This window comes from Segatella copri, from assembly GCF_009494835.1.
GTDB lineage: Bacteria > Bacteroidota > Bacteroidia > Bacteroidales > Bacteroidaceae > Prevotella > Prevotella copri_F.
In genome coordinates, this window is sequence record NZ_VZBE01000017.1 from 42226 (window position 1) to 65137 (window position 22912).

Here is a 22912-nt window from a genome sequence, read left to right on the forward strand (position 1 = left end):
TCGCTCGTCTTCGCATATAAGCGCCTAAAAACATAATAAAAAAATAAATTAACAACATAATTTTCTATAACTTACAGAACCTAATATAATAGTATATATGAATTGAAAGAAATTTATCTCGCCGTGCTCCAGGACTTGAGATACTTTACCCTGAAAACATCAATGTTCTCGTACAACTCTTCATGGCTCCCATTGGATAGAGTCTGCCTAGGATAATACCCGTCAAACGATTTGCTTCTAATGCCTTCCAGCGCCTGCCAGATCTTGTCAGTCAACTGCCAAGCCTCTATAGGCGCATTCTCACTCCAGTCTATTACCGTATGCAGTTTGATATCCCCGTTTCCTCGGAGAGCGCCCTGCATCGTTGTCCAGTCAATCGCTCCTAACTCTATGAATACTGCCGGACGCTGCCATGGCTCGTCCTGATCTGCATAAACTACATTTTCATTCCACAGGTCCACATGTTTCACCTCGGGAATGTTTTTCAGCTGCTCCACGAGTGCAGCGTATAATTCTTGTCTTGGATCCATATCTTGTTTATTTAAATTTGAAGTCGTTCTCAAAATAAGAAGTAAGGTTGTCTTCTATAATGCGCCTCACGTCTTCCTCCACCTCGGGGCTCATGCCCAGGAATTGACGTTTAGGAATCTTGATAACCTTTCCTTCCTTCATCAGAGCCATCGCTTTCCAGAACTCTGCTTCCGTTCCGAGCTGTCGGTTCTTCTTATTGTTGCGAAGCTCGCCGTTTTCCTTCCTGCCAAAACCGCCTTGTGCTTCATTATATTTAGCCCAGAAGTATCTTTTCATCCTGGCAGTAACCTTTATTTCCCCTCCTTCATTATGGATGGCAGCATAAGGAAGATCGCTATAGAAAGTAATGCTGCTTTCATCACTTCTACTGCTGATGCTTTTTCTCAGCGCTCCTGTATCAACGAGAATATGACCGCCGGGGCGAAGCGGGCTTCTTCTTCTCGCCCAGGCTTTGGTAAAGAAAGCCTGTCTCTCAAAGTTCTGATCAAACTCATCACCGATACCTATTCTAATATCCTTCAGAATGCGGCCTATTACCGTCCTCAGTTCTTTCTCTGTTGCCATAGCCGTCGTTATCTATGAAATTCAGGAACAGCTCCTCTTGATGAGGAATCTCGTTACGAGGATCTGCGCTCGCATTCAGAACATTGTAGAACTGGCGCTCCGAGATGGCATACACCGGGTACACGTAACGCCGCCAGATCTCCCTATTAGGGACTCCCAGCTTGGCATAGCGATCAAAGATGCGGTTAATCTCCGTTACCCGCTTCTGATAACTCAATCCACGGTTGTTTCTACATTTTCCGTTCCTCATCGAGGGCTGTTCCTTTCTTTCAACTTAAAACATTATAACAATAAATAATCTAACTTTAGATGCGGCAGAAGCTTGGCTCTATGCGGCGCCAGACTCCCGTCTCCTTGTCGCGCTTCCAGAAGTAATAGTTGGTTGCATTCTTCTGCACTACATTGCTCTCCTGGAAGAGTTTCATGATTTCCGAGTACTCCGGATCATTGAACTTGTCCTCCAGCTCATAGAGCTTGGAGATGCTCTTGTAATCGAGATCTCCTGCCTGGTTACGCTCCAGCAGCGTCATTGCCAGCTGGTACATCGGATCATCGGTTCCCTTCTCGCTCTTCTTCATGTAATCCTTCAGAAAAGCTACCAGGCGCTCCGCTGCGAGGTCGGCACGCTCATCGAATCCCTTCACGCTGTTGCAGCTGATCTGCAAACGGAAATCACCATCAGTGATCGTGTAGTTCTTCTGCTCATCGGTTTTCACCTGGCCGTACTCTCTCATCAGCTTGACGAAGGCAGAAGATTCTTCTCTCAGCCACTCCTTGAAGCCCTTGACGTCTGCGGTAACGTTGATGAGCATACCTTCAACCTTGTGCATAAATTCGCCTCGCAAGCCCTCGTAGGCATCACGCTTGTTGATGCGCTCGTTCTTTGCCTCGGCATTCAACTGAGCCAGAAGAGATGCCTTCTGTTCTTCTGAAAGCTGACTGATGTCAACTGGGGAGCTGCCCTGCTTTGTAGCCGCCTGCTCCTGTTCCTGTTTGTTCTGTTTCATTTTCAATAAACATTAAATTTATATGATTAATATTAATACCTTCCTGCTGTTTCAGTCCTCCCTTTCGCTTGATGGCTCTCAGCTTCACGCTCAGCTGCTCCAGTTCCGACACTGTAATCAGGGCAAAATCCTTACCCATAATCCTCGGATGACGACAGAACTCGTTAATGCGGTTCCAGTCCTTGGTGTCTACCCCGAGTTCCTGCATCAGGTGCAGGCAGATGCTTCGCCAGTGCTTGCGCTGGTCACCATAACCAAGCATGTTCTCCAATGCCTTGCAGCATTCCTTATACTCCTGCGCCCTCATCTCACGAAGATGTGTTGTGCGCCCATTCGTGTATTGGCTCACGATAGCCGCCTTAGCCTCTTCGTCATCGCCGTGCTTTGGCAACTTATTAAACGAGGCGTAGAAACGATGGTAGTTTGCAATCGGTCGTGCCATAAACTTCCCTCCTTGTTAATCTGCAATCGGTAGATCATAAGCCGAGACTCAGCTTATAGTCCTGATAATGCTCTCGCGCTTCATGCAGGGCGTTAGGCAACGCTTGCGCAACCTCAATCTCCTTCAATATCGGGATATCATCCAGACAGAGATATAGCCCGCTCTCAAACTCCCTTACCTGTAATCGGTGCATCGCCTCACGTCTTACTTCCTTCTCACGCTTCAGCACCTGCTGGCGATGATACTCCTCAGTGGTCTTTTTCCACCATTTCTTAATCGAATAAATAATCTTTTTCATGTTCTAATGAATTGTTTATGGGTTTATAATTCTGTCGCAGAAGCACCTTTCTACACACTATCGAGCAGATAATCATCACTGTCCAGATATTCATTCTTCAGTGCATCTGCATTCATATCGCAGAGCTTGGAAGCAAGCTCGTCATACATCATTGCCTGGTCAGGATAACTGAAATCCTTAGTCTTTTTCTTGATGTAGGCGATGATATCTTCTACTGTTTCATCCATGTTTCTTCGGCTTTTTGTAAGTTACATTTTGATACCCATGCCATTTTATGATTCTCGTTGCCCACATCAGACTCTTGGTTGTAACGACATAGCTACCGGGAGTCTTTGTTGATCTGCGCACGCTCAAATCGCAGGAGTAGTTGCATTCCATCCAGTCATCCAATACCGAGCTGCATTGTTCCTTGCTCAGCAGCAGGTAGATGATGTCACCTTTCTCGTAATCCTCGAGAGATTCATTCACTTCACTCATAAGCTTTCAAATTACAGATTATTACTAGCCTGGATAAGTCCGTCCTCCCATACCTTGAAGGTAGCTCCGGCTTCTCCAATGAATCGGCCTTGGCAGACTGCCTCATAGCCAACGACTCTTACTTTCACGCCCGCCATGTATTTCAGTCTGACGGCAGGCTTACCCAGTGGCTGGCTCTTTGCTTCCTGCGAGATGAAGATAAAACTCTTCTTCGGGAACTCTTCCACCAGGGCTTCCACCTGTGCATATTCCCAATGTGAGTACTGGAACGAATCCACGATGATGAACTTAGGACCCTTGTGCTGCTTGAGCATCTTTTTCAGGTTCTCCAGATCTGAATCGATGCAGACTCTGAATCTGCCCTGTTCTTCCTCCATGTGAAAACGCTGGATGCGTTCCTTGAAACTCATGCTTACCTTCTCCTCGAAGGAGCAGTAGAGTACTATTCCGTATTCACAGAGCTTCTTGGCAAGTTGCATCACGAACGAGCTCTTGCCGCCAGCCGACGGACCCGAGATAAACCAGGTGTCATACATATCCGGCTGGCCGAAGCACCGTTCCCACTCTCCACCCCAGGGAATAGGCTTATAAGTCATCTTCAGTATTTCCCTGGGGCTGTATGCCCGCTTAGCCATGACTGGCCTCCCCGGAAGCTTCAGCAGCGTTCTCTGCCGCTATCTTCAGCTTCTCTATCTCGGTATATACTCGTCTCAGCCCGCCCTGTGTTTTTCTTACGATGGTAGGAATATCCGCATCGGCTGGAGCATTCACCTTGGCAACGATGGAAGCCTGCTTCATCAGGAACTTCTCGCGCTCCTTGCCGTCATCAGGAGTCACCTTAGAGAATCTGCCTCCGTAGCGGCTCAGCATCTCGGTATATCCCACTTTCTTGCAGTCGATGCTGCGGTTTATCTTCTCCTTCAGACCATCGGCGCCCATCATATACCATCCACAGCAATGCTCCGTAGCGTTCCACAGCGCCTTCAGCTCCAGGAAGGCTTCATACTGCAAGTCTCCTGCCTCGTCGAGGATGATAAGCGGGTTGTTCAGGGTGCGGAGATAATATACCAGGTCTTCATACACATCGCTGTAGGTTCCCTTGTTGTCAGTACCAAACTCGGTGGCTATCTTACGGATCAGTCTGCGCTTGGTCTTCACCTGCGAGCAGTCGATATAAACGGCATTCTCGTGGCAGCCGATGTAGTATTTGGCAGAGTAGGTCTTGCCGATGTTCGGTTCATCGCAGAGAATCATACTCAGAGAAGAGAGCTGCGCAAGCTCCAGCTGCTTCTGGATGAACAGGAAGGTGAAGGTGTTGGCAGGCTTCCATTCTATCTCGTGACGGAGGTTTACACCCAAGCGACGGGCGATGCGCACCCAGTTGGCATCAGACAGAGCTTTATCGAAGGCGCCCTGTTTCACCATGCTATACACCGAAGTGGAAATCCCGAGGGATGTAGCGTGCTTGGCATCCGAAGGATAATTGGCGCGGTTCTGTGCAATCGCAGCCAGAATCTTTTTCTTTTGTTCTGTTGTAATCATATTCGTTTATTGTTATAAGTTTATTCTAAGTTGATTCTTACGCCTGCTCGAACGCCATCGCTATTGCTAATGCATCCTCGTCTTCTTCGGCTATTGGAGATGCGCCTTGTAGTACGACAGGGTCTTCTCCCGGTATCTTCGGGCTATCTTCTCGTACCCCTTCATCAGCGTACGGCGGGCAGTCTCCCCAGGATGATCCAAATCCCTGCGCATTCTCACAATCACTCTGCCGCCCGATTTCAGTTTCACACCGAACTCCAGCTTTACCAGCTGTCTGTACTCCGAAATCGCTATCGGGAACATCGGATGTATAAATATCCATCCCAGTCGGCTTCGCAGCGAGCTCTTCAACCTCTTTCTGTTGTTCTTCTTCATAATCCTTGCTATTGTGTATTCCCAACCTAGGAACCAGGTTCCTGTTGGTGTAGTTCATAAATTCCTTGACCTTCTTCTGCTGATGATAGAACTTCTTCTTGTCCTCCTCGGTCTGTTCTGCCATCACTCTGTTGTAGGTTTCCACCCGCTCTACCTGGTCGATGAATCTGTCTCCCTGGAAGATGAACACATCCTGCGGCTTTCCGTCCTCATCCGGCAGATAGTAAGCGGTAACCTTGTAATTATTGGGAGCCAGGCGCTCCAGTACGTCCGGCTTGCTCAGCCACCAGTCTTCATAGGCCACTCTTACCGTAGAATTGCGTCTTACAGAGGTCTCAACCTTCTCGCCGATATATCGGGCAAGGGTGATGGCATCAAACGGACGCAGGTTCGGATTGATATGCTCCATCAGAACATCCCATCTTGTCATACCAGGGTATTTCTTCTGATTAGGGTGCAGCGTATGGTTCCACTCGTAGTTGTCACGGCGGTCATCCGCCACAAGCTCATCGAATGAGTAATACTGCTTGTCTTCCCAGGTATCATTACCCGCATCGCTTATCTTCTTAGATTCCACTCTGTATTTCCACTTGCCATAGAATCGGCCGATACCTACGTGGTTGCGGTGGATGATACGGCGCTTCTTGGCTCCGTTAAGGCTCTCAGCCTGCTTCTCCTGTGAATTAAGAGGCGCACAGTAGCGTACATAGCTGAATACCGTTCCTTCCTGGAGCAGGGTGTACTTATATTCAGACATCAGGTGGTTCTCCACCTCAATACCTGCCGGAATACCCCAGCCATACTTGGCTATCAGCCTGAACATATCCCTGAAGCATTCTTTCACCAGATTCTGATCCTTGTCCCTGGAATAGCTGGCGCCCAGCACGCACTGGCTCACCGAGTCGTAAGCATAGTAGGCTTTCACCCTCAGTTTCGTATCCTTCAGCTTGCGGGTCAGATCCACGTCATCCATGGTTATCTGGCTCAGCGAGTATTCACCCGAATGGCGGTGCATGTGAGGCATACTCTCGTGCATGAAGGCACTCCAGCTCAACTGACTCTTATCCCAAATAAGCCTGTTCTTCGGCTTATTCAGGATGTTTCTGATGGTACTGTCGCTCAAACTCTTCGGATTTCCATCCTTATCACAGAAATCTTCCGGGTCAAACAGCTCTCCAGTCTGAACATCATAAACATCAAGCTCGCCGCATACGAAGGAGTCATACAGTTCCTTTACCTGGGAGTTATAAGGCTTATTAGGAAGGCATTGCAGGCCGATGACCAGCTTCTCAGTCTTCACGTCAACCTTTCTGGTGTTCTGATTACCGAACTTGCCACTAATCAGTACGCCGTAGCCGCCAGCCTTATACTCATTCACCTTCTTTCGGAATCTCAGTGTCGATTCGGGTAGGGTATGATGATAGGTTTCCTTCAATACCTTGATGGTACTTGCCATCATTTCCCAGTCGTAGCGTTCACCCATCAGCTTGCGGTAGGCAGAGGCTCGTTCGTAGAGCTTGATGCAGGTATTGAGCACTGAGGCATTCACCACATACTCCTGGATCTTCTCTGCCGACAGGTCCAAGCCCGTCTGCTGTCTGCTCTGGAAGTAGCACATGGCGTGCTGATCTACCTCATAATTGGAAGTTATCCATCCTCGTAGCCTTACTTCGGGACCTCCGGGGAACTCTACTTCCACCGCCTTGCGGTATTTGGTAGGCAAGCTGTCTACGGCAATGAGAGCCGTGCAGCCGCTTGCGCCACCGCCTCGACGTACCACATTTAATCTCTTGCGATTCACCGCAGAGTCGTAGCAACTCTTGCTCATGATGCCCGTTCCAACAAGTTCTGTCGCAGATATGCAAAGTGTATTGCCGTAATATTCCATAACTATAACCTTTCTTTATTCTTCGCTGGTGAAATAATCCCAGTTCCTGCCCATGTAGATACCTATACAGATACTCACGATGGCAGTAATTAGATACCAAGTAATGTCCATAACCCTATCCTCCAACTCTAAATCCACGTTCCAGACGTTCTCTCATACCAGGATTGCCGATGATTTCGGCATCCTTCTGCTTCCACCTTGCTGCCATAATCTGAAGCGAAGGCATCTCACGAACCAAGACATTGTCCGCAGATACCATTTCCTTACCCTTGAAGAAGATGGTAGCATTACCCGTCTTCTTGTCGAACTCCAGTACCGCTCCGTTGGAGAAGTATTGTCTGAAGCTTCCTTCATGGTCGAAAAGCAAGGTGTCACCCTTTTCGGCAACTACCGTCTCCACGCCACCGTTGATTTTGGCGTACTGGCGGATGCGCTTTGCCTTGTCGCTCATGCCCCGCTTAGGGTCGAAGGTGAGAGCAAGCCAGATAGCTTGGTCTGACACCTTGAAGGTCTTGCGTATTCCTTCGCGTACCTCCGTGCTTACGTCTATTGCTCTTTTCATATTCTAACAATATTATAATTTTATTCTAATGGTGGAGGAAGACGGAGTCGAACCGCCATACATTCCAGCTACCTCCAAGTTGCCGGGAAACGTTGCCCGGCTCGTTGTTAATCCTGATTCTTTCTACCCTTTGAAAACTAAACTTATGGCAAACATTAAGTCTTTTTCGCTCAAAATGCTTATCTTTGCACCAAAATTCATGTTTCACTTATTAATTTATCACTTATGGCACTTTACGTATTAGAGTTCCAGGCAGAGTTCCAAACGGTACTCCCGGAAGAAGAGTTGAAAAGAAAGCTCTATCCTGTGCACTTAATGCTCGACGGCGTAACGGAAACATTTTCCCGCAACATCGGCATACCAAAGTACTCCTGCTCAGGAGAAGAACTTTGTGTGCCTGGTCTATCGGCATTCCGGTATTCTGCCGTGATGCAAATGGGCAAGTCTCGCCTCGATATCTTAGATCGACTTCTTCTATCTTTCCAGCCTCTTCTAAGAGAGTTATTACCTTCATGCACTCTGAGATGGAATTTAAAAGAATTACACTTTTCGTCTTAGCTTCTTTTTTCATCTTAATCTCTTTTTATCAGGAGGAGAACCTATTATTCTCCTCCATTGGTTAAACACTCTATTTCTTCTCAACCTTATAGCCCTTACCTCGAAGGTAAGTCGCTACATACTCATCATCACCCACATCTTCGAGCACATCGAAGAGATATCCCTTCACATAGTCTGCAACTGCGCTTGATGATGCAAGCTCGATGTTCTTGGAGATAAACTCCACTTTCTTTGTTCTACCAAGACCATTGAAGGCCTTCTCTACATTTTCCATCATTATTGTTTTTTAAGTTTATAAATTTGCCCAGCTCGCGCTTTTTTAGTATCTTTGGCGCGGTGTTTATCTTAAACACGGTGCAAAGATAGTGATTTCTCACGAAACTACCAAATAATTTCGTGACTTTTTTCGTTTAGATATTAAAATTATGGCAAAAATCGCAACTATTCACGACAGAATTAAGCTTTTAGTAGAGAAAAAGGCAGGGAATACGAACACAGTATTCGCCCAAACACTGGGCGTAAGTGAGGCTAATATCCGTGGCTACATAAGGGGAGTCGTACCAAAAGCCGATGTTTTAGCAAAAATCGTGAGTACTTACGATGATATTAATCCTACTTGGCTCTTGACAGGCGAGGGAAACATGCTCAAAACGAGTACTTCCGGCGCTGATGAAGCACCATACCCTGACGAAAAGGAGAGAAAAATGAAGAAATCAGAGAAAAATAGCGAATGTTCTTCTCGGATTCAAAAACTACCAGAGGGAAGTATGGTGGGCATCCCACTCATACCTACCAGTGCAATGGCAGGAGCATTCACTTCCGACGTATCTATAATGGAGTACGAATGCGAGCACTATATCATACCAGACTTCAAGGGCGCCGATTTCCTTATCAGGGTAAAAGGCGATTCCATGCAGCCTACATACTACTCTGGCGACCTCGTGGCTTGTCAGAAGATACCGATGAATGACATCTTCTTCCAATGGAACAAGACCTATGTTCTCGACACCAACCAGGGACCAATCATCAAGCGAGTACTACCGGGTAAGGATGATGATCATATCTGCATCGTCTCCGATAATGAGAAATACCCGCCATTCGAACTGGAGAAATCATACCTCCACGCCATCGCTCTCGTCAGAGGCATCATCCGTCTGGAGTAACCCCGTTTCATACCCACCTCCAGGATGCGTATCATTTTCCCGGCTCCGGGAAGATGGTACACCCCCAAAAAGTACCCCTAGTGTGTTCCCCCTCCCCCTGGAAGGCGCTAAAATAGGCTAAAAAGCCCCTATATACTATATATAATAAGGTGTAAGCGCCAAAAACCGAAGTCGAAAAAGGGTATGTTTCCTGCACATAAAGTGGCAAAGTGGTAGTTTTCCTACCCAAGCTATCGTTATGAGTTTTACCCCACTTTTGCAAGTCCAGTTTTTGAAAAATGCAAGTCCAGTTTGCAAGTCCACTTGCAAGTCCACTACCCAAAATCGACCATTTTTGGCACAAAAAAGGGGAGCCCGAAAGCTCCCCGAATACCCATAAATTACCCTCTAAAAGCATACAGGCTTATAATGTCGTTCCAATACGCCCAAAACACCCTAAAAATGGCGTTCTAAGCCCTTATTCCTTCTCGGGTGATACATTACTCATCCGGCCACCCGAAATAAGCGTAGATTGCTTAATTACAGCGCGTTTCGTCATTACCGTACCATTTCCACCAAGCCCTGCATGCAGCAGATAGCTCCTGGTCGCGCCAACCTCTTCAGCCGTCAATACGGTGTATATTGCCGTGATGGAGCTGAAATAGAAGTCTTTTCGTCCTTCATGCTTGCCCACCATCAGGTGAACGTGTACTACTTTTGCCATATTTCTATCGTTTTAAGTCCTACATCAGGAGCCACGCACCGCAAAGCGCATCGCCCTCATTATCGGCTGCAAATATACCAAATAATTGTTATATGGAATAAAATTGCATCTTAATTATTCCTAAAACCCAAATTTTTCTTCGCAACAAGACACTAAAAAACGGCCGTTAAGCCGCTCTAATCCTTCGCCGTTTCCATCTATCCATCGCCTTGCAGACAAGCCATCCTGCACGCCTCAGAAGCCTCTCAGCCTCTCTGATGTAAAGCAGATGCAATCCGATGTAAACTTTTCCCTCGTTCTATGTAAACCAGTCTCTCTGATAATTCAACCAAAATTCAACCAATGTAAACGTTTCGTTTTACACCCTCTTTTTCCCTTCATCTATCTAACTATCTCTATTCTAGGTTCTTCCATCATTTTCGGGCTCTCTCTTAAATATACGCTTCGTTTTGTGCCCTCTAGATGTTTTCTACATGAAGACCCTTAACGATAATCTGAATCCAAGGTCTTTGGATGAAAGATACGAGAATCTGTTTGGACCTATATCTGAGGAAGAGGCGAAAAATAAGAAAAAAGAAGTTGCCAAGAACCTCTTATCATGTCTTGATGTCAAGTTGTTTGGTGCAACATTTGCAGGTTGTACCAACGTTTCTGTTCATGGACCGGTACAAATAAATCATGGCATGAACATTTGGAAAGACAATTATATCTATACTGAACAGATTACATCGCCTTTTAGTAATAAAGCTAGTAATAAGGCTAGTAAAAAGGATGAAGATACCGACACCGAAAAAAGTATGACTACGATAGGCCGACAGTCAAGACTTGAAGAAGGTCATTACCTTCATCATTTCTCTATTAATCCAGGCAATCTGGATGATATCTCTGAAATTGTAGGTGAAGGTGCAAAGTTAAGTTCCGCAGATATAGACAAGCTGAAAGTTGGTATGCGCTGTGGAGTAACATGGTATGATTCTGCGTCCAAAGCAGGATGTGAGAACGAGATGCTTGTCTGGGTAGAACTCAAGGAAGGTTCAAAGTTGGTTCTTCCCAGCTTTGCAACACTTATTAACTTGGAGGAAGAGAAAAAGAATGGGAAATGTGTGTACGATTTTGAGGCATTAACAAACAAACTCGAAGATATCAAATCCTCCGTTGAGAGTGTGGAGGTTTACTATAATAAGCAAACCTGCAATTTGAAGAATCTGACCGAAGAAGTCAAACAATACGATATTTAATATGAATTCAAATCAAAAGCTAATATCGTTTGATTTGAAGGCAGAGATGGGTTTCTTCAAGAAGCCTGATATCAACGATGGTATCTATCTGACTTACAATATGCTGCACAAACCGGCATTATTGGGGATACTTGGTGCCATCGTTGGCCTTAAGGGACATGAAAAAGAAGGTGTCTTGCCAGAATATTACTGTAAATTCCGAGATTTGAAAGTGGCCGTACAACCATTGGCAAGTGACAATGGTAACTATACAAAAGAGGTTATCACTTATAATAATGGTACTGGATTTGCGAGTAATGAAGCTGGAGGTAATCTGATAGTCAAAGAGCAGACCCTTCTCAAGCCTTCTTATAGGTGTTACCTGCTTTTAAATACAAATGATGAAACGGAAAAGCGGCTTTATGAAAACATAATGTCTTATAGAGCCGAATACATTCCTTATATGGGTAAGAACGAATTTGGTGTCTGGTGGATCAATCCAACAGAATACTCTGAATTTAAAGCTTTCCATTTCAACAGGGATTTTAAGATATCATCTCTTTTTCGTAAGAATGAAGCGGTAAGTAAATATATTGTAAAATCATCATTGTCCTTGTTCGCAAAGCGTGATGAAAAACCTACGTTCATATATTTTGAGAAGTTGCCAGTAGGATTCAACGAAGAACTCTTTCAATATGATTATGCAGATTTTGTATATTCAAATATTTTATTCAGTAAAGAATTGACGGTTGACAGCTCTGCTGCATTCTTTGATATAGGTGATTCACAGATAATACAAATGATATAAATAATATAAATGATATGATTGGTAGATTATACGATAAGGCCTTTTTTGGCAACTTGATCAAAAATGCGGATATTTACTATTCACATGTATCCAATGATAACAAATCCGTTCGTGAGAAATTGGTTGATCACTGCGTACTCACGATGAAATATGCAAAAAGTATTGCTGCATCAAATGGTTTGGATGGCATTATAAAAGGTCTTATCGAAAAATCTACAATTGGGCCTTGTGATGCTAGACTCCACCAAATGGTTTATCAATTATTTTGGGACGCAATAGCTTACCATGATTTAGGGAAGTTGAATGACCAGTTTCAAAAGAACAAGATGAAGAACAATCAAAAACTGAAGATAGTTCTTCATAATTTTGGCTCAAACCATTCACTTATAAGTGCCTACCTATATCTTGCCATTTCTGTTTTCAACCTGTTAGATAAGAACATTACAGAGAATGACGAGATTGTCTTTCTTTGTAATATCGCCTTGTTTATGAGCTACTCTATTGCAAAGCACCATAGTAGCGAATTGGGAGAGTGTGAGAATATGGACTTTTGGACAAATATTAAATCCAGTGATCTAAGTCCATACATATCATTTCTAAATATAAATATGTCAGAGGACAAGTTGGAAAAGCTTAATAATTTCTTGTCCGGAATAGACGATGCATTTTATTATTTTAATGACTTGTCGAAACTTGCAGACCACAATTATCCTGTTTATGCACTTGTAAGACTTTGTTACTCTTTGTTGACGGCATCAGACTATCTTGCTACCGCTCACTTTATGAATAATTGGAAAGGCATTCATGCTGGTAAAGGATTCATTAATAGTGTGCTTAGAGATAAGATTATTTATAATGTTCATAACAGCAAAGTCTACAATCACAAAGTATTTGATTATGTGGACAAAGGTATAGTACCGAAGCATGATGTCAACCAGAGATGCAACGAGAGTCTTAACAACCTAAGGTGCGATTTGGCGTATGATGTTGTAACAAATATACGCCATCACCTTGGGGAAAGGCTTTTCTACATAGATGCACCGACTGGGGCAGGAAAGACCAATGTGTCCATGTTGGCTTTAGGAGAATTGCTGGATGCAGATTCTTCCATTAAGAACATTTTCTATGTTTTCCCTTTCACAACACTGATTACACAAACATATGAATCGCTTAAGGAAACCCTTGGTCTTGAAGACGATGAAATAGCAGAGATTCATTCAAAAGCTCCAGTAAAAAGTTCGGATGGAAAATATGAGAATGAAGATCAGTATCTTAATTATCTGGATCAGATGTTTATGGACTATCCCATAACATTAATGTCCCATATCAAATTTTTCAATGTCCTAAAGACAAATGTAAAGGAAAGCAATTATCTTATTCATCGGTTAGCCAATTCTGTAGTTATTATAGATGAGCTTCAATCGTATCCACCGAGAATGTGGAATAAGATTATTTGCCTTATTTCATGGTATGCTCAATATTTCAATATGAAGTTTATCCTAATGTCAGCCACGCTTCCAAAAATTGGAAAATTATTGATGGCTAATGATAGGCAAGACCCATTTACCTATTTAGTACCAGACAGAGACAAATATTTTAGAAATCCCAATTTTTGCAACAGGGTATCTTTTGATTACTCTCTTCTTGAAAAGGAAAGACCAAATGATGACACAAAGGAAGCATACTTGAAAGAACTTTTTAATGTCGTGGAAGAAAAATCGTATCAATATTCTACCGAAAACAAAGACAATGTGAATGGGGTCTTTACAATAGTCGAGTTTATTACCAAAAGAACAGCTAATACTTTTTATTCTCTTGCAAAAGAAGTAAACGGCTTTTTTGATAATATTGTTATTCTATCTGGGACAATTCTAGAACCAAGACGTAGAATGATAATATCTTCTTTGAAGTCAAGATGTTATAGAAATAGTAAATTGCTGCTTATCACCACACAAGTTGTAGAAGCAGGAGTGGACATAGACATGGATCTCGGATTTAAAGACAAGTCGCTAATTGACAGTGAAGAACAACTGGCTGGTCGAATTAATCGTAATTGCAATAAGGACAATTGTAAACTCTATTTGTTTGATTGCGACTCCGAAAAATCACTTTACGGTAAGGATGAGCGATATGAAATTATGACAAAATCGAATGCAGACTCAACAGCATATAAAGAAATACTTGCGAATAAGAATTTTGACAAGTTGTATGACATGATCATGAGTAAGATAAAGCAGCAGAATAAATCTGCTTATATTCAGAATATCCATGATTTTTATGAAGCAATTAAGTCTTTAAATTTTCCTGAAATAAATCGGTCTATTTGCCTTATTGATCAAAAAAACGTAACAGTTTTTGTTCCGTTACAGATACCTTCTTCTATGTTGGGAAATGTGGTTGCTATAGCTAATGAGTTTGGGCTATTAGACAATGATAATATTGACGGACGTAAGGTATGGGATTTCTTTGAGGAGTTAGTAACTGCACCTGATGAAGACTTTATAAAAAACAAAATCAAGATGAAACAAATACTCAGCTTAATGAGTCAGTTCTCATTTTGTATCTATCCTTATGGTAAAGATTATGACATAATTCATACGTTTGGTTACGAAAAATATGGATTTCTTTATCTTAACAGTTGGGAAGATCTTTATTCCTTCGATGAAGGCATTAATACGGATAAGTTTACTGATACTAATTTTTTGTGAGTTTTATATGAGAATTTCAGGCACATTTATAAACTATTATTTCGTATGTCATAGGGAACTATGGCTGTTTGCCAATAGCATCAACATGGAACAAGAATCTGACTTAGTCTATGAAGGAAAGCTGGTGCATGAATCAAGTTATCCGCAACGTACATCAAAGTATGAGGAAGTGGAGATTGATGGTATCAAAGTGGATTACTATGATGCCAAGAACAAGGTCATCCATGAGATAAAGAAATCTAATAAGGTGGATAAAGCTCATGAATGGCAACTGAAATATTACATGTATGTTTTCGAGCAACATGGAATTGATGGCGTGAAGGGCATCTTGGAATATCCTCTTTTGAGAAAGACAAAAGAAGTAATCTTGACAGATGTCGATAGAGATGACATTCAGGTTATATCTAAAGACATTATTAAGATAATCTCTCAAGATGTTTGCCCGTCTAAAGTTAAGAAAGGCATCTGTAAGAATTGTAGTTATTTCGATTTTTGTTATATAAACGAGTTGGAGGAAGAAGAATGAAAAGAAGTTTCTATCTGTTCAATCCAGGCATCATGGAACGCAGAGATAATACGCTGAAGTTCACGCCTGTTATCGTAAATGAAGAAAATGAATAAATCAAGCAGCAACCTCGATACATTCCTATTGAGGATGTTGCGGAACTGTATGCCTTTGGAAGTCTGCGGGCAAATAGTGCTTTGTTCAACTTTCTGGGGCAGAAAGGTATTCCTGTCCACTTCTTCGACTATTATGAGAACTATACCGGAAGCTTCATGCCAAGGGAAAGTCTTCTTTCAGGCAAGGCATTGTTGGCACAAACATCTGCGTACCAAAATAAGAAGAAAAGGGTAGAATTGGCGCGTAAATTCATTCAGGGAGCAGCTTGGAATATGGTTATGAACCTCAACTATTATAATCGTAGAGGAAAAGACCTGCAAGATATTATCGATACTATTAAAAGATTGAGTAATACTTTGCCAGATGCTAAGGCTGTAGATGAGATAATGGGAATTGAGGGAAATATCAGACAGGCATATTATGCTGCATTCGATATCATTCTCGATGATTTCAATATGGGGGCAAGAACCAAGCAACCGCCGGAGAACGAGGTTAATGCTCTCATCTCTTTTGGTAATATGATGTGCTATACCGAAACTCTCCGGGCTGTTCATCAAACTCAGCTCAATCCAACGATAAGCTTTCTGCATACTCCGGGAGAAAGGCGTTTTTCGTTATGTCTGGATATATCCGAGATCTTCAAACCTATTATCGTGGATAGAGTCATCTTCAAGGTACTCAATAAGCATGCTTTAAGCACCAGTCATTTTGATAAGAAACTCAACAAATGTCTTTTGAACGAAAAGGGAAAGAAGATTTTTGTAAAGGCCATGGAAGAGCGTTATGATGAGACATTCCGTCATCGTTCTTTAGGACGTAATGTAAGCTATAAGCATCTTATAAAGTTGGAATGCTATAAGCTACTAAAAGATATTTTGGGAATAGAAGAATATAAACCTTTTAAAATGTATTGGTGATATGTATGTGATTATAGTTTATGATGTTGGTGAGAAGCGAGTAGGCAAAATGTTGAAGCTTTGCCGCCAATATTTGTGTTGGATTCAGAACTCAGTTTTGGAGGGAGAATTATCTGAAGCTAAACTTCGGGAATTGCAAATGAAGATGAAAGCTATCATTGATGAATCCGAGGATAGTGTCATTGTTTTCACCAATAAAATGGGGTATAATATGAACAAACAGATTCTTGGAAAAGAAAGAATGTCTACCGATAATTTCTTATAAAGAGTTGTCGATGTGGTTCTAATTTTCCGTTTCTAGGTTCGGAAAAACCTCCGAAAGTGTTCTTTGACTTATTGAAACCTCCATAAATAGGCAGGTTGTCGTAAGGCCGCAGAAAAAATATCTTTAGGCATCGACATTTTTTCTGAAGATTTTTTGTATCTTTGCACCCGCAAACCTATTGATTCTTCGAGCATCTATGTCTAAGGATTAACGGGTTCAAATTGTACCTTTATGGAATTGAAATCCGTTTAATGAGCATGATACCCACGTTGTTTGTGTGTTCAAATTGTACCTTTATGGAATTGAAATAGAAGTGACAAACTTTATAAAAAGTGAATATAAAAGTTCAAATTGTACCTTTATGGAATTGAAATTTATAACTTTAATTACGTAGCCTAATGAAAAAACGTTCAAATTGTACCTTTATGGAATTGAAATTTGTTGATGATTTAGTTGCTGATTTCCGATATCTGTGTTCAAATTGTACCTTTATGGAATTGAAATTTATAACGAAGAGATGGCAGATATGCATCTTTGTCTCGTTCAAATTGTACCTTTATGGAATTGAAATGTAAGAAACTCAATTTCAATTGGAACGGCAAAACAGTTCAAATTGTACCTTTATGGAATTGAAATTGAATGGCCGTCACCCCTTCTTGGAAATAGAACGAAATGTTCAAATTGTACCTTTATGGAATTGAAATCCCACCGCCCCCTTGAGTCTCTGATGTCCCTTTGCTAGAGTTCAAATTGTACCTTTATGGAATTGAAATGTCTATCGTCGCCATTGAACGTGCAAAGGCAACTGTTCAAATTGTACCTTTATGGAATTGAAATATGCTTGAAGGTTACTAAGGCTCGGTTGCGCCCATGGTTCAAATTGTACCTTTATGGAATTGAAATTAGGGTGGGACCCACGGCTGCTGCGCAGCCCCCACCCTAGTTCAAATTGTACCTTTATGGAATTGAAATATGTTGTTTCTACTCTCCGCGAATCTCTCTCTGCTACAGTTCAAATTGTACCTTTATGGAATTGAAATGAGACAAAAGGTCAACATTTCCATTGTAAGAAGCGTTCAAATTGTACCTTTATGGAATTGAAATGCTTTTTGTGCACCAGCTTGTACACTAGTTTTTACTTTAGTTCAAATTGTACCTTTATGGAATTGAAATAGGCTCTGGAGGGCGAACTGGGCTGCAAGCTACTGAGTTCAAATTGTACCTTTATGGAATTGAAATGATAGAGAAGCAGATAGAATACTATAAAGATGTGATAGTTCAAATTGTACCTTTATGGAATTGAAATAGAGCTATTCCTGCGTGGATATGCAGTATAAGGAGTTCAAATTGTACCTTTATGGAATTGAAATGAAAAAGGATTTTGAGTCAAAGTACAGCGAGGATGAGTTCAAATTGTACCTTTATGGAATTGAAATGGCTTATTTGTCGCCTAGCGGAATTTAACCCCCTGTTCAAATTGTACCTTTATGGAATTGAAATAAGAATGATGCAAGTAAAACTCAGGCAAAGCTGAGAGTGTTCAAATTGTACCTTTATGGAATTGAAATTAGTAAAATATGGATATGAATATAAAGGCATATCCCGGTTCAAATTGTACCTTTATGGAATTGAAATAGGCACGCCGCAAGCAGTATATCCTCGGCATCATGTTCAAATTGTACCTTTATGGAATTGAAATGTTATGATGAAGAGGATTTCGCTACTGATGGCGCGTTCAAATTGTACCTTTATGGAATTGAAATAAAAGAACGCAGTTATAAATCTCGCTATTGAATAGTTCAAATTGTACCTTTATGGAATTGAAATTTCAGTACCGCTACGCATGGCGGAACTACGCTCCGGTTCAAATTGTACCTTTATGGAATTGAAATAAGTGTTCCTTGATTTTTTTCCAGAGTGCGCAGTTGGTTCAAATTGTACCTTTATGGAATTGAAATGCGGTTATCTCTGCCTTGGCAGTAATGAGGAGTTGCAGTTCAAATTGTACTTTTATGGAATTGAAATTAGAATTATGGCAGTAAATCAAAAAGCAATCGGGGTTCAAATTGTACCTTTATGGAATTGAAATGCGCATGCTCATGACCACCGTGGGCGCAGCATACAGTTCAAATTGTACCTTTATGGAATTGAAATAGTGGAAGAACTATCTCACCAAGAAGGAGGCATCTGGTTCAAATTGTACCTTTATGGAATTGAAATGAGAAGGGATTGATAAATTCACAGGAGAATGCTATGTTCAAATTGTACCTTTATGGAATTGAAATTTTCAGCCATCATTGATGAAGAGGTGAAAGCTGTAGAGTTCAAATTGTACCTTTATGGAATTGAAATCAATTTTCAGCACCTCGTGTGACAATCACGAACCGTTCAAATTGTACCTTTATGGAATTGAAATATTTGGTCTAGCATATCATATACAATAGTAATAAGTTCAAATTGTACCTTTATGGAATTGAATTTTTTTTCTAGGTTTTAAAAAGAAAAAGGCTGGAAGTTCAAATTGTACCTTTATGGAATTGAAATAGTACAACATCAAGGATGAGTGCATCAATCCGCACGTGTTCAAATTGTACCTTTATGGAATTGAAATATCATCTTTGCGCCTTCGATTGGTATCTCTTGATCGTTCAAATTGTACCTTTATGGAATTGAAATGAAATATAGAGAGAAAAGCGGGCGTGCGTATATCGCGTTCAAATTGTACCTTTATGGAATTGAAATATAGACAATATGTATTGAGTTAATTCCGAACAAAGTTCTAATCTAATCGTACCTTTATGGAATTAATTCAGAAGTACTGATAGCTTTAGTATTATACCGCAATCTCTAGTTATAAGTGTTCAGAATGTGTCTCCTCCTGCCACAGCATTCGACTCCTTCAGCTATCGCATTCGACTCCTTCAGCTAATGCATTCGACTCCTTCAGCTAATGCAGCCGTCTCCTTCTGCCAACTCAGCCGTCTCCTTCACCTAATGCAGTCGACTCATTCAGCTAACTCAGTCGTCTCCTTCAGCCACCGCATTCGACTCCTCCAGCTATCGCATTCGTCTCCTCCGCTCACCGCATTCGTCTCCTTCAGCCACTGCATTCGACTCCTTCAGCTAATGCAGCCGTCTCCTTCAGCCAACTCAGCCGTCTCCTTCAGCCACCGCAGCCGTATGTGTCAACTCAATGAAGTAGATGAACTCGTGAAATGAAGTGGATGAACTCGTGAAATGAAGTGGATGAGTTCGCATAATGAAGTTCATGATTTCTGCATAATAATTAATACATGCGAATGGTAAAGCAAAAAGTGGTTGTTCGGAAATTCCGAACAACCACTCTACATGGTGCTGTTTTTCTGTTTTTATTGCCACATCTATCACCAATGCATTTAACTCTCTGATTATAAGTGAATAATGCGTGGCAGTAAGCGGTATTTCTGTTGCCACCTAATGCCACGCATTGCCACACTCTTTTTATGAGGGAATGAGATGGAAAGTGAGTAGGTTATTTCCTAACTACCAGATACTCAGTACCAAATCTTGTTCTTCGGTTCTTCAAACCTTCTATATTCTGAAGCTCTCTGCCCAATTTCTGTATACTCGAAACCTGGAGAGAAGAGCCGAATTTCTGCTTCAAAATGTCGAAAATGGCGGCTGCCATCAGATATTCGCCATTTTCCGGGGTACTTGCAGGCTCGAAAACCTGCAGAAAACATTGCTTGATAGGGGAAATCTGTTCAAATTGTCTGTTATGTTGCATGATGATGGCGGTTTCCTTGGCGTCGAAATAGGATTTTTCGCCACGCTCCAAAGCTTGCATCGCCTGCGCATAAAGCTGCTCATAGTTCAGTCTGCCACTCACATCGATAGGTCCCGTCAGTTCTACTCCCAGGAAACGGCGGTTGCCGGATGGGTCGGAAAGAATATCGGTCATGTTGCTGGTGGCGATGAAGGAGGCTAGACGAGGAAATTCCTGTACATGACTTCCGTATGGCGGCTTGATTTTCACCGTAGGCAACTGCAGCAGATTCTTTAGAAATCCCTGCTGCACCTGTGGTGAAATCTGATTGAACTCATCGAGATTGATGAGCAGAAATTGTGACATCGCCTGCAATACCTGACGCTTTTCTGACAGAATCATATTGTCGGTAAAGCCCCACGATAATTCGGTAGGGATGAGACGGCGGCAGAAGGTGCTCTTGTTGTAACCTTGCTTGGAAATGAGCAGCGGCATGGTACTGTTGCCATATTGACGGCGATACATGCCGCGCCACTGGTCAACCATTCCCAGAAACCAGGTGCAAAACCAGTCTTCCCAATGAGGATTGTTGGTGGGTACGGTTCGAGCCAGGGCACGGATGCGGTCCTTGCCGTCCCATTTTCCCAGACAGTCATAGAGATAGGACTCTATTGGGCTGTAATTTCTGATGCGGTCTGACTCTAGAAAATTCCTTACATCCTTGATGCTTACGTGGATGTCGGCTATCTGAACATCCAGCGTCATGCTTTTCTGCACACGGGCATCCACCGGTCTGAAATCGCCAACCCATGAATTGTTCGGGCGGTATTCGGTATATTTCATCACGGTATTGTAACGGAACTGGTACCGGCTCTCCAGGTATCTGATCATCTGCAGAATTTCGGCACGGCCTTTTCTGCCTGAGGCTGATTTCTCCGTCTTCCTGTCTTTGGAATGGGTATCGTAAGCGGTGCCCACTATCTGGCGGAGTTTCTCTTCTGTCACATGTCCCCAGTTGTTGCGGCGGATATGGATGAAAGCTTCTTCTTCGCTGAGGCCCATGTTGCAGAGCTTGATGGCGATGGCTGAGAAACCGGCAAGGAACCGGTCTTCATCGTTCTGCCATGAGATGTTGGCTTTTTTCATCTCTTCCTTCGTCTCTTCTGCTGCCTTGCGGTAAAGAAACTCATAGTCATCGTATGTCTTCAAATTGTCTACATTTTTAGGGGCTGAGGCAACCTTCTTCATATTTTGGGAGATGCGCATCGCCACTGCCTTGCTGTTATAATAAGGAGAGGCATCCATCGTAAGCATGAAGTTGGAAGCCAATGATGGTTTTTCGGGTTTGATGGCTGCCTGTACCTGCGACTGGTAGAGCGTCTTTACCTGTTCGTAGGCAGACTGGTAGAGTAAGTCGGCGTCGGCTTCTTTTGTCGGGATTTTTCCTCCTTCGTCGCAGATGCTTACGAGCACGATGAGGCTTCTGCCGTCGGCTCCTTCGAAGGCAGCAAAGGTCATCGGCAGCAGACTGACCGTCTTCTTGACGGCATCTTTTTCCTGGTCCGACATGAGGTTGATGAAGTGGAACATCACCAGTCCGTTTGATTTCTGGAAGACGAGATTGCCGCTTTCATCCTTGTTGAATTCTGCGGCTGGATAAACGTGCTGCCATTCCTTGATGCCTTTGTAGTACTGGTAGTCGGTCTCCATGAGTGGCACACTCATTCTGAAATTGGTGACACTCAGCTTGGCATCATCTTTAGCGATGCGCTCCAGAAACCGTTCTATGGTTTTCGAACTGACCATCAACTTGTTCTGCTTGTTGATTCTTGTAATAGTAAACTTCATATTTCTGCTAATTTGTTGATAGGGTGATACTTAGGATTGCCGATGGTTTTGCCCAGCTTTGCCCAAGGCGTTGGGCAAATGTGCCCAGCTACGCCGGTCATTCGTGACCATCGTGTCGGTCATCCGTGCTCAATTGAAGCAATAGTTCCATGAGTTGTAAACATCTCCTTTAGCGAAGTAGAGTCTGACTAAATCTGCTTGTGTCATAGGTTTTTGGAATTAAAATTATATAAAAAGTGGTTTCACAGGAGTCGTAAGCTTCTAGGTGGAATCGGCAGGAATTTTTCCTGTTGGTTGCAAAAATACAAAAAAATGTTCGAAACCGCAAGCCTTTTTCTCCACTTTTTTAATGTTTTTCTCCTGGAAAATTAAGTATTCCTCTGCTTTTTCGCTGAGAATCCCCCGCTTTTCGCCCGAGTGTGGCAATAGGTGGCAATAGGTGATAATAGAAAATGCCCTTATTGCAACGCTAAAATGGCTAAAAACCAATTGGTTAACTTGGAGCGTGGCAATAGTGGCATTAGTTTTAGAAAAACTTTCTCATACATAGACTTTCCTCTTTTACTAATAAATGTTATATTCCTGCCATTCCTTTTCCAAATCATTTGTTTTCTCCCGAATTTACAGTACTTTTGCAGAAAGTATCTAATTAAAGATTAAAAGTGTGATTTA

The 22912-nt window shown here is 42.5% G+C and carries 22 protein-coding genes, 1 pseudogene and 1 CRISPR repeat array; of the genes and pseudogenes, 7 read left to right on the forward strand and 16 right to left on the reverse strand.

Annotated elements, in window-relative coordinates; all coding sequences use genetic code 11:
* Positions 1–113: 113 nt before the first annotated feature.
* The 14 genes from F7D47_RS03260 to F7D47_RS03325 all read right to left on the reverse strand — a co-directional run bounded on the left by F7D47_RS03260 (position 114) and on the right by F7D47_RS03325 (position 8521).
* Complete coding sequence (locus F7D47_RS03260) at positions 114–530, reverse strand: hypothetical protein (protein ID WP_153084883.1); 417 nt, start codon at positions 528–530, stop codon at positions 114–116.
* Positions 531–537: 7 nt separating this feature from the next.
* Positions 538–1095, reverse strand: coding sequence for a phage virion morphogenesis protein (locus tag F7D47_RS03265; protein WP_153084884.1), 558 nt, complete (start codon positions 1093–1095; stop codon positions 538–540).
* Entirely contained in the window at positions 1040–1345 is a 306-nt protein-coding gene (locus F7D47_RS03270; protein ID WP_153084885.1) for a hypothetical protein, read from the reverse strand. The genes F7D47_RS03265 and F7D47_RS03270 overlap by 56 nt, the downstream gene beginning before the upstream one ends.
* Positions 1346–1400: 55 nt before the next feature.
* A complete protein-coding gene (locus F7D47_RS03275) occupies positions 1401–2102 on the reverse strand; it encodes a DUF3164 family protein (RefSeq protein ID WP_153084886.1) in 702 nt (233 codons plus the stop codon).
* Positions 2041–2544, reverse strand: coding sequence for a hypothetical protein (locus F7D47_RS03280; protein WP_153084887.1), 504 nt, complete (start codon positions 2542–2544; stop codon positions 2041–2043). The genes F7D47_RS03275 and F7D47_RS03280 overlap by 62 nt, the downstream gene beginning before the upstream one ends.
* A 34-nt stretch (positions 2545–2578) precedes the next feature.
* Positions 2579–2842, reverse strand: coding sequence for a hypothetical protein (locus F7D47_RS03285; protein ID WP_119235709.1), 264 nt, complete (start codon positions 2840–2842; stop codon positions 2579–2581).
* Positions 2843–2892: 50 nt separating this feature from the next.
* Positions 2893–3069 (reverse strand): hypothetical protein, encoded by a 177-nt coding sequence (locus F7D47_RS03290; RefSeq protein WP_153084888.1) that lies wholly within the window; start codon positions 3067–3069, stop codon positions 2893–2895.
* Positions 3062–3319, reverse strand: coding sequence for a hypothetical protein (locus F7D47_RS03295; RefSeq protein ID WP_153084889.1), 258 nt, complete (start codon positions 3317–3319; stop codon positions 3062–3064). The genes F7D47_RS03290 and F7D47_RS03295 overlap by 8 nt, the downstream gene beginning before the upstream one ends.
* Before the next feature lie 11 nt (positions 3320–3330).
* Positions 3331–3954, reverse strand: coding sequence for an AAA family ATPase (locus F7D47_RS03300; protein ID WP_153084890.1), 624 nt, complete (start codon positions 3952–3954; stop codon positions 3331–3333).
* Positions 3947–4861: an AAA family ATPase gene (locus tag F7D47_RS03305; protein ID WP_153084891.1), complete on the reverse strand. Its 915-nt coding sequence runs from the start codon at positions 4859–4861 to the stop codon at positions 3947–3949. The genes F7D47_RS03300 and F7D47_RS03305 overlap by 8 nt, the downstream gene beginning before the upstream one ends.
* 37 nt (positions 4862–4898) lie before the next feature.
* Positions 4899–7124 (reverse strand): hypothetical protein, encoded by a 2226-nt coding sequence (locus tag F7D47_RS03310; RefSeq protein ID WP_153084892.1) that lies wholly within the window; start codon positions 7122–7124, stop codon positions 4899–4901.
* A 115-nt stretch (positions 7125–7239) separates the two neighbouring features.
* Entirely contained in the window at positions 7240–7686 is a 447-nt protein-coding gene (locus F7D47_RS03315) for a hypothetical protein (protein WP_153084893.1), read from the reverse strand.
* A 223-nt stretch (positions 7687–7909) separates the two neighbouring features.
* Complete coding sequence (locus F7D47_RS03320) at positions 7910–8257, reverse strand: hypothetical protein (protein ID WP_153084894.1); 348 nt, start codon at positions 8255–8257, stop codon at positions 7910–7912.
* 57 nt (positions 8258–8314) lie between these two features.
* Positions 8315–8521 (reverse strand): hypothetical protein, encoded by a 207-nt coding sequence (locus F7D47_RS03325; protein WP_228113353.1) that lies wholly within the window; start codon positions 8519–8521, stop codon positions 8315–8317.
* 148 nt (positions 8522–8669) lie between these two features.
* Here F7D47_RS03325 and F7D47_RS03330 point away from each other — a divergent pair, with 148 nt between their 5' ends.
* A complete protein-coding gene (locus F7D47_RS03330) occupies positions 8670–9407 on the forward strand; it encodes a S24 family peptidase (RefSeq protein ID WP_153084895.1) in 738 nt (245 codons plus the stop codon).
* Between the two features lie 457 nt (positions 9408–9864).
* Here F7D47_RS03330 and F7D47_RS03335 read toward each other — a convergent pair whose 3' ends face one another.
* Positions 9865–10110 carry a hypothetical protein gene (locus F7D47_RS03335; RefSeq protein WP_153084896.1) on the reverse strand — a complete coding sequence of 82 codons (246 nt, stop codon included), beginning with the start codon at positions 10108–10110 and terminating at the stop codon, positions 9865–9867.
* A gap of 473 nt (positions 10111–10583) precedes the next feature.
* Between F7D47_RS03335 and F7D47_RS03340 the strand changes: the two genes are divergently transcribed.
* The 6 genes and pseudogenes from F7D47_RS03340 (at position 10584) to cas2 (ending at position 16647) form a co-directional block, all read left to right on the forward strand.
* Positions 10584–11348: a type I CRISPR-associated protein Cas7 gene (locus tag F7D47_RS03340; protein ID WP_153084897.1), complete on the forward strand. Its 765-nt coding sequence runs from the start codon at positions 10584–10586 to the stop codon at positions 11346–11348.
* A 1-nt stretch (position 11349) separates the two neighbouring features.
* Entirely contained in the window at positions 11350–12135 is a 786-nt protein-coding gene (cas5b, locus tag F7D47_RS03345; RefSeq protein WP_153084898.1) for a type I-B CRISPR-associated protein Cas5b, read from the forward strand.
* Positions 12136–12149: 14 nt separating this feature from the next.
* On the forward strand, positions 12150–14843 hold the full coding sequence (gene cas3, locus F7D47_RS03350) for a CRISPR-associated helicase Cas3' (RefSeq protein ID WP_153084899.1): 2694 nt from the start codon (positions 12150–12152) through the stop codon (positions 14841–14843).
* 7 nt (positions 14844–14850) lie between these two features.
* Positions 14851–15369 (forward strand): CRISPR-associated protein Cas4, encoded by a 519-nt coding sequence (gene cas4 / locus F7D47_RS03355; RefSeq protein WP_153084900.1) that lies wholly within the window; start codon positions 14851–14853, stop codon positions 15367–15369.
* Positions 15366–16382, forward strand: a pseudogene (gene cas1b / locus F7D47_RS03360) (type I-B CRISPR-associated endonuclease Cas1b). Before cas4 ends, cas1b begins: the two are co-directional and overlap by 4 nt.
* 1 nt (position 16383) lies before the next feature.
* Entirely contained in the window at positions 16384–16647 is a 264-nt protein-coding gene (gene cas2 / locus F7D47_RS03365) for a CRISPR-associated endonuclease Cas2 (protein WP_118255157.1), read from the forward strand.
* A 214-nt stretch (positions 16648–16861) separates the two neighbouring features.
* Positions 16862–19389: direct repeats of the CRISPR family, unit length 30 nt; unit sequence GTTCAAATTGTACCTTTATGGAATTGAAAT.
* Positions 19390–20158: 769 nt separating this feature from the next.
* Here cas2 and F7D47_RS03375 read toward each other — a convergent pair.
* The gene (locus F7D47_RS03375) at positions 20159–22240 is read right to left on the reverse strand and encodes a VapE domain-containing protein (RefSeq protein ID WP_153095725.1); all 2082 of its coding nucleotides are present in this window, start codon (positions 22238–22240) and stop codon (positions 20159–20161) included.
* Positions 22241–22912: the final 672 nt, after the last annotated feature.